This window comes from Chitinophaga sp., assembly GCF_036566945.1.
Lineage (GTDB): Bacteria > Bacteroidota > Bacteroidia > Chitinophagales > Chitinophagaceae > Chitinophaga.
Genome location: NZ_DATCVJ010000916.1, coordinates 1 through 11,498, shown reverse-complemented (window position 1 = coordinate 11,498; position 11,498 = coordinate 1). Strand labels below are relative to the sequence as shown.

The window sequence follows — 11,498 nt, the reverse complement described above, 5'->3', positions numbered from 1 at the left end:
TTACCAGGCTGAGATTTCACAGGGTAGACTGGAAAGTCTGCTGAACTACCAGACCATGGTATGTGATCTGACAGGACTCCCAATTGCCAATGCATCCCTGCTGGATGAAGCGACTGCGGCAGCTGAAGCTATGACCATGTTTTTCAATGCGTTGAACAAGGATCATGATCATGTAACCAGGCCAAAGTTTTTTGTAGACAATAACGTATATCCGCAAACGCTGGATGTAATTTATACCCGTGCTACACCGCTGCTGATTGAAGTAGTAGTAGGCGACTACAAAACAGCTTCCTTTGATGAATCTTATTTTGGTGCGCTGATCCAGTATCCTGATAACGTAGGGGCTACTGCTGATTACCGTGCATTTATAGACGGCGTACATGCGGTGGGTGCATTTGTGGGTGTGGCAACAGACCTGCTGGCACTGACCCTGCTGACGTCTCCGGGTGAAATGGGCGCTGATGCGGCTTTTGGTTCCGCGCAACGCTTTGGCGTTCCGTTGGGCTTTGGTGGTCCGCACGCTGCATTTTTTGCGGTAAAGGATGATTTCAAACGTTCTATTCCCGGCCGTATCATTGGCGTGAGCATTGATGCCAACGGCGGTCGTGCATTGCGTATGGCATTGCAGACACGGGAACAGCATATCAAACGTGAAAAAGCAACTTCCAACATCTGTACTGCACAAGCATTGCTGGCTAACATGGCCGCTATGTATGCGGTATTTCATGGTCCGGAAGGGTTGAAAAATATTGCTACCCGCATTTCCCTGCTAACCAACACACTGGCTGGCAAGCTGAAAGCGAAGGGGCTGACACTGTTAGCAGACAACTTCTTTGATACCATCGTAGTAGCAGGTGCTGATGTAAAATCAGCCGCTGAAGCAGCAGGTATCAACTTCCGTTACTTTGCTAATGGTAACGTAGGTATTTCCCTGGATGAAACAGCAACGATTGACGATGTAAATGACATTTTGCAGGTATTTGGTGCCGGCAAAACAGATGTAACCGAAGTTTCCAACGGAACTACCGGCATTGCAACTGACTTACAACGTACCTCTCCTTACCTGTTGCACCCGGTGTTTAACAGTCATCACAGTGAGTCATTAATGATGCGCTACCTGAAGATGCTGGAAAACAAGGATCTGTCGCTGAATACTTCCATGATTTCTCTGGGTTCCTGCACCATGAAACTGAATGCAGCTACCGAGATGATTCCATTGAGCTGGGCACATTGGAGCAAAATGCATCCTTTTGCACCTACTAACCAGGTGGGTGGCTATTTACAGATGGCTACCGAACTGGGTGAATACCTGAGCAAGATTACCGGTTTTGACGCATGCAGTCTGCAACCTAACAGTGGTGCGCAGGGTGAATATGCCGGCTTGCTGGTGATCCGCGAATACCAGAAGAGCAGAGGTCAGGGCCACCGTAATGTGATGCTGATTCCTATCAGCGCACACGGTACCAATCCTGCATCTGCAGTAATGGCGGGTTACAAGGTAGTGATCGTAAAAGCACTGGAAAACGGTTACATCGATGTAGCAGATCTGAAAGCAAAGGCAGCTGCCTATAGCAATGACCTGGCTGGTATCATGATCACTTACCCATCTACTTATGGTGTATACGAAGAAAGTGTGAAAGAAATTTGTGCTACCATTCACGAACATGGTGGACAGGTATATATGGATGGCGCCAATATGAATGCTCAGGTAGGCTTAACCGCTCCCGGACTGATTGGTGCTGACGTATGTCACCTGAACCTGCATAAAACTTTCGCTATTCCTCATGGTGGCGGTGGTCCTGGCATGGGCCCTATCTGCGTGGCAAAACACCTGGCGCCATTCCTGCCTGGTCACGTGACACTGAATGAAGGCAAACCTTCCAACGCTGTATCTGCAGCACCATTTGGTTCTGCGAGCATCCTGCTGATTTCCTACGCATATATCCGTATGCTTGGATTCAAAGGAGTAAAATTAGCTTCTGAATACGCTATCCTGAATGCCAACTACATGAAGGCAAGACTGGAAAAAGCATATGATATTTTGTATACTGGTGTTAACGGCACCTGTGCGCATGAATTCATAGTAGATCTTCGTCCGTTCAAAGCATCTGCCGGTATTGAAGCCGAAGATGTGGCCAAACGTTTGATGGACTACGGATTCCACGCGCCAACGATGAGTTTCCCGGTTCCGGGCACCATCATGATTGAGCCTACTGAAAGTGAGGATAAAGGTGAACTGGATCGCTTCTGCGATGCCATGCTGTCTATCCGCGCAGAAATTGCCGCAGTAGAGCAGGGAACTGCCGACAAACAAAACAACGTACTGAAACATGCTCCGCATACCCAACAGGTGATCACTGCTGACGAATGGACCCGTCCATACAGCCGCCAGCAGGCTGCATTCCCACTGGAATATGTGAAAGCAAATAAATTCTGGCCTTCTGTAAGCCGTATCAATAATACGTTCGGCGATAGAAACCTGATTTGTACCTGCGAACCAGCAAGTGCATATGAAGAAGCAACTGCGTAAGTAGCGGGCTTAAATAATGAAGGGTTGACCAGTTGGTCAACCCTTCATTATGGCAATTACACTCATGAAAAGTTGCCGTTGGCGCTATTCTTACAATATGGTATCGTCTATTTTTTTGCGCGCCGAATTCTTTCGGATAGCAGCATGTAATAACTGGAAAATACCTCCAAAAGCAGGATTATGTGCTTCTACCTTGAGCAAATGTCTGTTACCTGCGAAATCAGTTACCGCAAATACTGTCATTTTAAAGGGAGGACTGACTGCTTCTTGTTCCTTTATTACATAGTTCACTCCTTTAATTTGAGTCAAATCCAATATGGCCCGCTCATTGTTAGTGAAGCTATTCTGAAAAATCAATCGTTGATTGGTCACCATCAGATAGCGATTTTCCTCCTGATACCAAATCAATGCCTCTTCATTTTCCTGCAGTTCGATCTTCGCCATTCCGGATAAAGGCGGATTTTAAATAATTTGCTTTTAGCATTTTATAAAGATATCACAACTACTTATTTTTTTCGTGTACTCATTGTTTCAAAATGGGTTCCAGTACTTCCAGGCGCCCATCTATCGGTTGTGTAATATCCAGGCCCAGTATTTTCGCTACTAACGGATACACATGTACGTTTTCAAATGTGGCAATACGGGTATTGGACTTAAAAGCGGGCCCCCAGGCCATGAACACGGCGTTCATGTTAGTAAGATTATTATCATAGCCATGATGTCCGCGATGCATTTTTTTTCCGGCGGTATCGAATGCATAATTCGCTTCTGCCAGCAGAATAATATCACCGATGCGGTTATACACATCCTCCTGTCCGTAATGCCATCTTTCCGGTGTTTCATTCTTCAGGTAAGCGGTATAATGGTTTTCATGTTTTTTAAGATAGTCATAAGCGGTTTTTATCTCCTCTTCATTCTTGCCATACAGCATTACTTTTTCGTTACCGGCCATTATTTTCAGTGGTTGCAATTCCGGTACTACAGGCAGTTGTATGGTATTCACGGTATCTGCTGCCAGCATACCATGATCGGATACTACGATGTAATTTACCGGCAGGTCGAGTTTATTCACAGCGGCGACCATTTTACCGATAGCCGCATCTACAAATTGCACGGCGCTGCGAACGCTATCACTATCGGGGCCGTAGCTATGCCCCATATGATCTACTTCCGGGAAGTAAAATGTGATCAGGTGAGGGCGTTCTTCTTCCGGTAGCTGCAGCCAGTTTACTACTTGTTGAATGCGCTGGTCTATGCCGGTTTTTTCCTGGTATTTAAAGTAATAAGTGGGTCTTACATTTTGTATGGCGCTTTCAGAGCCCACCCAGAAATAGCTGGCGCTGATCATTTGTTGCTTTTCTGCTAACACCCATAATGGTACACCACTGTACCAGGTGCCATCTTCTACGGCATCGCGGTTACCAACTTTGTATACTGCGTCTCTTTTCCGATCGTAAAAAAGATTATCTACCAGGCCGTGATGTGCGGGATACAATCCGGTGGCCAGTGAATAATGGTTAGGGAAAGTCAGTGATGGAAAAGATGGTTGCATGGCAGTAGCGCGTACTCCTGCTCCGGATAATTGTAATAGGTGACTGGCTTTATATTTTTCTGCATAATCATATCTGAAACCGTCAATGGAAATCATGATCACGTAGGGCTTGGTTTGCTGTGTAGCACTGTTTTTCCGTCCTTCTACCTTTAGTTGGGCCGTGTCCTGTGCATAGTTCTTAATGCTGATCATCAGCAGGGCAGCGGCAAATAAAAAAATCCTTTTCACAAATGTCGTTTTATGATTAACAGCTAATTAAATGGGGAAGAATAACAGAGGATGGGTTATAAAGGAGCGCAAATTAGAAAACTATTTTGACTCAAAGCGACATGCATAAATTATAAATACGTTAATAAAAGGGACGAAATAGGTAGCCACATTTATGTTCATCCCACAAAATATGTAATAATATTTTAACACATATTATCCCAAAACCAGCACAAACAAGCAAAATGATAATCACAAAATAAAAAATTATATATATAATATTAATTAATTAATTGTTTATCTATATATTAGCTTACTGAAAAACCATCTAACAACTATGTCTGACTACACCTTTATTACAACTGAGGAACACTTTTTATTACAGGATGCGCTGAAGAGAAACAAGCAACAGTTAGCCAAATTTGCCCTTATAGGTTTTGGGTTATTATTGATCGCAGCTGTTATCCCGCAAATTTACTTGTATACCCACAATAACCTGGGAGATGCAGATGATTCGCTCCTGTCGTTCAAAAACCTTTGGTTCTGGGTATGGCTGTTGTGCTTTGTGGTAGCATTGATATTTGCATTGATTAAAGTAACAGACATTCGTTACTGGGCCATTAAGAAGGATCTTACTGCTTTACAGAAAGGTACACTGCATGCGGCGATGGAAGCCGTTTACCTGGAAAACAACGATTCACAAACCAATATTATGATCATGCTGGAGAATAAGAAAAAACGTTTGTTTTACTGGATGCGTGGTGCACTCGAAGGATATCGTGCAGGACAGGAAGTAGAAATTACGTATGCCCGCTACTCCCGTGTGATCATTAGCATCAATAAGAAATAATTTATTATCGTTTTTCAAGTGCCGGGTCCTGTACGTTGATATACTAACGTACAGGGCTATTTAATAATACAGCTTCTACCAGATCCACTTAAATCCTTTAGGCCCCCTGGATAACTTCTCCACATATTCCTCCCCAGGTCCCCGATTTAATCCCTAGTTTTGCCGCATAGTTGTTTTACAACCCGTTCTCTATGCTATATTCGAAAAAAAGCGTCCTATATTACGCTACTGTATTGTCATTAATGCTTGGCACCATGGCCTGTAAGAAAAAAGATACTACCCCTCCGGATCCCGGCCCGGATGATCAGGTATTAAGCGCCATACACCAGAATGGGGTGCTGACGGACAGCTTCTATTATAATAAGCAACAACAGATCATCCACTACATACATTTTAATGCGACAAGGGAAATAGATAAGTACTGTGATATGACATATGACAATGAAGGTGGATTCACTGGCGCCTCTCTTTATTTTAAAAACGGTGTTTCAGAAAAAAATCAGGCCATTACGACCGCCGGCCAGATAAGGATAGTGGGTAATATATATTACAGCAATGGTACCATTTGGTCGCCATATACTACCATACTCAAACTCGACAATGGTGGCAGATTTGTTAGCATGTTAGATACCGTGCATGCCGGTTCAAAAAATAATATACTTAGTTATTTACGATGGATCGATATTCAGACCCGAAAATATGATGATGATAAACTGGTATATGTTGAAATGGAAGGCATTACGACAAAATATGATCCTGCTACTCCCAACATTGATACCATCGTCTCTGACAAAGTAATCACCAAACATTTTGAATATGGGAATACCCCCAACAAATTATACCCGATAGGCAAAAAAAATCCTTACCTATTGGTGATAATCGGAGCTGCTAATCCTTTCTATGCAGGCAGTACCAATGTAACCAAAACAACAGAGGGTAACAATACTACGGTCTTTCAGGATATTGAATTCACATCTGGTTTTTATGTCCGAAAAAGAAAAGAAACAATTACTGTAGATGGAGTTACCTCAACAATCAACTGGGAGTTTTATTATTCGCCGGTAAGTAGTCTCTAAAAATATTCGTGCCGTATATCTGCACACATAATCTCCAAAAATTTACTGATTTTTGTATGCAACTAAATCGCATCCAAAAATCAGTAAATTATTATCACCCATGACCCTCGCTCAATTTCAGGAATATTGTCTTTCTCTCCCCGGCGTTACCGAAGAATTTCCTTTCGGAGATGAAACCCTTGTATATAAAGTCAGCGGCAAAGTGTTTGCCCTCAGCGGATTATCGGACTTTCAATCCATTAACCTGAAATGCGATCCGGAAGAAGCTGTAGAGCTGCGCGAGCGATATGAAGGCGTGATTCCCGGCTATCACATGAATAAAAAACACTGGAATACAGTAGATGTACATTCCGGCATTGCCAACAAACTGATACTGGAATGGATTAAAAACTCGTATAACCTGGTAGTAGCCAGTCTTCCTAAAAAAGAAAGGGAAAAACTGGGTCAATAACCGTTCCCCATATACCCACCGGGCTATCCACATTTTTTTATTACTTTAGCCACGATCAAAAATCTGAATCTAAAATAAACTGTTTATGAGAAAATGGCTGCTGCTGGCTTGCGCCACGCTGTTCCTATTGCCTATTGCGTGTAAAGCCGTTAACCAGGACTCCCTCTGGATGTACGAACATTACACCAAAAAAGAGGTATATATCCCGATGCGGGATGGGGTTAAATTGTTTACCTCCGTTTACCTGCCCAAAGATCAATCGGAAAAACATCCCATATTAATGACGCGCACGCCTTATTCCTGCGCTCCTTACGGTGAAAACAACTTTCGTCCCTACTACAAAAGCTACCTTAATAACTACCTGAAAGAAGGCTATATAATAGTGACACAGGATGTTAGAGGTACCTGGATGAGTGAAGGGCAGTTTGTCAATGTGCGTCCTTTTAATCCTGCTAAAAAAGGGAAGAAAGATATTGATGAAGCCAGCGATACTTATGATACCATTGACTGGCTCGTAAAAAATCTGGCCGGCAACAATGGTAATGTAGGTGTATTTGGCACTTCCTATCCCGGCTTTTACTCTACCATGGCTGCACTGAGCGGTCACCCTGCGCTGAAAGCAGTAAGCCCTCAGGCGCCTGTTACGGATTGGTTTATAGGAGATGATTTTCATCACAACGGTGCATTCTTTATTGCTGATGCTTTCTCTTTCTACACCGTTTTTGATCATCCGCATCCGAAACCAACCACTGAGGGCCCTAAAGGGATCAGCTACTATACACACGATAACTACAAATTTTACCTGGAAACCGGTGCACTGCCTAACTTCGCCAAAATCATTGGCGACAGTGTTCCTTTCTGGCATGAAATGTACGACCATCCTACCTACGACAGTTACTGGAAAGCCCGCAATGTGCGCAACTTCGTGCAAAATGTAAAGCCCGCCATGCTGGAAGTAGGGGGTGTATTTGATGCAGAAGATTGCTTCGGCGCCTGGAATACTTATAAAGCAATTGAAGAGAAAAGCCCGGCTACCAATAACCGCATCGTGATGGGGCCATGGTATCATGGTCAATGGGGTTCCAATGATGGTACCCATCTGGGCAATGTGCGCTTTGGCAGTAATACTGCTGAATATTACACTCACAACATAGAAATTCCGTTCTTCAATTATTACCTGAAGGGCAAAGGATCAGCGGCTGATATTGCAGAAGCCACTATCTTTTTTACCGGTGAAAACAAATGGAAACAATTACCTAAGTGGCCTCCGGCTGATATGGAGCCTAAACCTGTTTACCTGCAGGAAGACGGCAAACTCTCTTTCACCAAGCCAGCTAACAGCAATAGTTTCAGCGAATATGTAAGCGATCCTGCTAAACCTGTTCCTTACACAGAAGATGTGCATTTTAACCGCACTATTAACTACATGACAGATGATCAGCGCTTTGCTGCCCGCAGACCGGATGTTGCCGTATTTGAAAGTGAAGTACTGACCGGCGACATCACGCTGGCAGGCCCGGTGGTGGCAGATCTTATTGCCAGCACCAGCACTACGGATGCTGATTTCATTGTTAAGGTAATTGATGTATTTCCGGATGATTTTAAATATGAAGAAGAGGCCAGCAGCGAACATCGCCGTGTACCCTCTGCTACCTACCCTATGGGCGGCTATCAGATGCTGGTGCGTGGAGAAATCATGAGAGGAAAATTCCGCAACAGCCTCGAAAATCCCGAAGCATTTGTACCGAACCAACCTGCTACGGTAAAGTTCACCATGCCGGATGTAGCCCATACTTTTCTAAAGGGACACCGCATCATGATCCAGGTACAAAGCAGCTGGTTCCCACTCGCGGACCGCAATCCGCAACAGTTCATGGATATCTATAAAGCCACTGATAAAGATTTTAAAAAGGCAACCATCCGCATTTACCACGATGCACAGCATCCGTCGAATGTGATACTGCCGGTAGTGAAGTAGCTGTTAGCTATTAGCTGTTAGCTGTTAGTAAATGCCGCGATAACCAATGTTTGTTGGTTTTCGCGGCATTTTACTTTTAGAATCTCGTTTTCGCTCCCCCGCCCCACTCGATCCAGTCAGACGCTACGCCATCCTGGGTTTTGAGCCCCAGCTGCACAAATCCATATTTACCAATATTGTATCGCAATGCCAGGCGCATAAAGTAATCCCCTTTTTCACCATCGCGTTTCCAGGTATAAGTGCCTATCTGTGCCCTTACTTCAAAGTCTCTCAGGTGCAGCACATAGCCGGCGTGAATACCCATCAGCATTTTATCGCTGGGACGTACCTGTCCGTAAAGCTGATGATATGTCCAGCCCAGCGAGCCATCATAGAAACCGTCCAGGCCGCCGCCAAAGCTGCTTTTATGCGAAATGCGGCGATTATATTCCAGTATCAGCGAAGCCGTACCATAGAAGGCCTCCAGGTGTTCATCGCTGGACGCCTGTACGATGCCGAAAGCTGCATAGCCACTGATTTCATTATAGTGAAGCTGTTCCGGTATGGGTGCATTGATAAAAGTGGGACGTCGTGGCGCGGTGTAAGTGGGGTCAATTTGTTTTTTTACAATGGTGCGAATCGTATTGTAATGATAGCGCACGCCGAGATTCAGGCCCACCATATTCAGTCCCAGGTTGGGCGTATGGGTGCGGCCATTGGAAAAATGCGTCAGGTCGGCCCCATACAGGAAGTCAAATGAATCTGATACTTTCAGCACCCCGGTAATCCCTACATTAAAGTACACATCCAGTTTAGAACCGATGGCGTCATTGAGCGGGTTGGTGGTAGAGTCGTAAGGGTTCAGGTCGTAGGTGATTCCCAGCGATAGTCCTGCTTCAAAATAATTTTTCTTCCGGCGGTGAAAGGGGGCATAAAAAAAAGAATATATCCCACTGGGGTTACCCAAAATAGTGGGGTTGCCGATGTCGCCAGTGTAGAAGCCAATTCCATAACTTGGATAATTAAATACACGCTGCCACGCTTTTTCCCCGGTCGACTGCCAGCCCATTCTCAGCTCGAGCGACTTGTAACCGTCATTCAGCGCGTTTTTCAGCTCATCGCTTGCATACAGATGCGTGCCACCATGGAGTTTCAGCTCAATGTACTTATGGCTGCCCAGGTTAGGATTCATCCTGGCTTTGGTCCACAAATCAGTGGTATCCTGCGCGGATAGCCATCTCCCGAAAAATAAAAGTAAAAACAACAGGGTATATTTCTTCATAAAAAGCCGGATAATCGTACCATGGGAGGAAACAAGGGGCTCCCCGGAATGTTCATTGCTGCAAAAGGCTTGCCCGGTGAAATATTTTATTGATTAACTTGCAGGCATCAATAAAACCCTTATTTTAAATAAAATTTTTGACAACAACTCTTTTATGTACAAAAAATACCTGTTCATCGGTGCGCTGGGATGCTTGTCTGTTCAAGGTTTCAGCCAAACCAAACCTACACCTAAAAAGCCAGCCGCCAAGACTGTCGCTAAAGGCGCCGTTAAAGCACCGGTATTAAAAACACGTCTGGATTCTGTGAGCTATGGTATAGGGGCCAACATCGCTGAAAATCTGAAAGCACAAGGATTGGATAATGTCAATACGGCCATGTTAGCCAAAGGCATACAGGATGCACTAAAGAATCAAACTTTATTACTGTCAAAAGAACAATGTGATATGAGCATAAGTAATTATCTGCAGCAGTTAAAATCTGATAAATCTGCAAAAAACCGTGAAGCAGGATTGAAGTTCCTGGCCGAAAACAAAGTAAAACCAGGCGTGGTAACACTCCCTGATGGTTTACAGTACGAAATCCTGAAAGCAGGTGATGGTCCTAAACCAACCATTAATGACAAAGTAAAAACACATTATCACGGTACTTTGATTGATGGTACCGTATTCGATAGTTCTGTGGACAGAGGTCAGCCGATCTCCTTCCCGGTAGGTGGTGTGATCAAAGGCTGGACGGAAGCGCTGCAATTGATGCCTGTAGGCTCTAAATGGCGTCTTTTCATCCCGTCTGAGCTGGCGTACGGCGATCGTGGTGCAGGTCCGAAAATCGGCCCCGGAAGCACGCTGGTGTTTGATGTGGAATTGCTGGCAATAGAACAGTAAAGCGAGTTTTTGTCTTACTCAGGATTATACTGATTTTGATGATTATCAGGATTTTTCCCTGTGATTTTGTAAGATTAAAAAAGATTAGCGAAGACGGAAGCGGTATATGCTTTTATCTTCGCTAATCTTTTTTAAATCCTGATAAATTGCAGGAAAAAAATCCTGATGATCATCAAAATCATTATAATCCTGAGTAAGACAAAATCCGCGGTCTGCGTTGTTCCAGCAGCATAAAGTCGGCCAGAACCATAGCGGTTACGGCTTCCAGTACCACTGGTACACGGAGTGCAATGCACAGATCATGACGACCCTTTACGCTGAAAGTTTCCACTTCCCCGCTTTTGATGTTCAGTGTATGTTGTTCTTTCGGAGTGCTGGACGTAGGCTTAACAGCGATACGAAACACCAGCGGATTACCATTGCTGATACCGCCCACAATGCCGCCAGCATGATTAGTAGCGGTTTTACCCGTTTTATCAATAATGGGATCATTATGTTCCAGTCCCTTCATTTTTGCAGCAGCAAAGCCAGCTCCAAACTCAATGCCTTTGATGGCAGGGATGGCAAATACGGCGTGTGCCAGCGCTGATTCCAGGGAATCAAAGAAAGGTTCCCCCAGTCCGATGGGCAAACCATCCACCACGCATTCTACAATACCGCCTACAGAGTCTTTCGCAGCAATCGCTGCTTCCAGTCCTTCTTCCGCATTG

The 11,498-nt window shown here is 44.5% G+C and carries 10 protein-coding genes; 6 read left to right on the top strand and 4 right to left on the bottom strand.

The window, feature by feature from the left end; translation table 11 throughout:
- On the top strand, window positions 1-2,530 hold a 2,530-nt coding region (gene gcvP, locus VIP81_RS27560), incomplete at its 5' end, for an aminomethyl-transferring glycine dehydrogenase (protein WP_331969021.1).
- 90 nt (window positions 2,531-2,620) lie between these two features.
- Here the strand turns inward: gcvP and VIP81_RS27555 are convergent.
- Both VIP81_RS27555 and VIP81_RS27550 read right to left on the bottom strand, forming a co-directional pair.
- Window positions 2,621-2,974, bottom strand: coding sequence for a hypothetical protein (locus VIP81_RS27555; RefSeq protein ID WP_331969018.1), 354 nt, complete (start codon window positions 2,972-2,974; stop codon window positions 2,621-2,623).
- Between the two features lie 79 nt (window positions 2,975-3,053).
- Window positions 3,054-4,310, bottom strand: a complete 1,257-nt coding sequence (locus tag VIP81_RS27550) for an ectonucleotide pyrophosphatase/phosphodiesterase (protein ID WP_331969015.1) — start codon at window positions 4,308-4,310, stop codon at window positions 3,054-3,056.
- Between the two features lie 316 nt (window positions 4,311-4,626).
- Between VIP81_RS27550 and VIP81_RS27545 the strand changes: the two genes are divergently transcribed.
- From VIP81_RS27545 to VIP81_RS27530, 4 genes are all read left to right on the top strand, one after another.
- Complete coding sequence (locus VIP81_RS27545) at window positions 4,627-5,139, top strand: hypothetical protein (protein ID WP_331969012.1); 513 nt, start codon at window positions 4,627-4,629, stop codon at window positions 5,137-5,139.
- 191 nt (window positions 5,140-5,330) lie between these two features.
- Window positions 5,331-6,215 (top strand): hypothetical protein, encoded by an 885-nt coding sequence (locus tag VIP81_RS27540; RefSeq protein ID WP_331969009.1) that lies wholly within the window; start codon window positions 5,331-5,333, stop codon window positions 6,213-6,215.
- Between the two features lie 100 nt (window positions 6,216-6,315).
- Complete coding sequence (locus VIP81_RS27535; protein ID WP_331969006.1) at window positions 6,316-6,666, top strand: MmcQ/YjbR family DNA-binding protein; 351 nt, start codon at window positions 6,316-6,318, stop codon at window positions 6,664-6,666.
- An 85-nt stretch (window positions 6,667-6,751) separates the two neighbouring features.
- Window positions 6,752-8,644: a CocE/NonD family hydrolase gene (locus VIP81_RS27530; protein ID WP_331969003.1), complete on the top strand. Its 1,893-nt coding sequence runs from the start codon at window positions 6,752-6,754 to the stop codon at window positions 8,642-8,644.
- A 76-nt stretch (window positions 8,645-8,720) separates the two neighbouring features.
- Here VIP81_RS27530 and VIP81_RS27525 read toward each other — a convergent pair whose 3' ends face one another.
- Window positions 8,721-9,905 (bottom strand): acyloxyacyl hydrolase, encoded by a 1,185-nt coding sequence (locus VIP81_RS27525; RefSeq protein WP_331969000.1) that lies wholly within the window; start codon window positions 9,903-9,905, stop codon window positions 8,721-8,723.
- 154 nt (window positions 9,906-10,059) lie between these two features.
- On the opposite strand from VIP81_RS27525, the gene VIP81_RS27520 reads away from it, so the two are divergent.
- Window positions 10,060-10,788 (top strand): FKBP-type peptidyl-prolyl cis-trans isomerase, encoded by a 729-nt coding sequence (locus VIP81_RS27520; RefSeq protein ID WP_331968997.1) that lies wholly within the window; start codon window positions 10,060-10,062, stop codon window positions 10,786-10,788.
- Between the two features lie 181 nt (window positions 10,789-10,969).
- Here the strand turns inward: VIP81_RS27520 and VIP81_RS27515 are convergent.
- Window positions 10,970-11,498, bottom strand: a 529-nt coding sequence (locus tag VIP81_RS27515; RefSeq protein WP_331968994.1) for a chorismate synthase, incomplete at its 5' end; no start/stop codon positions are given.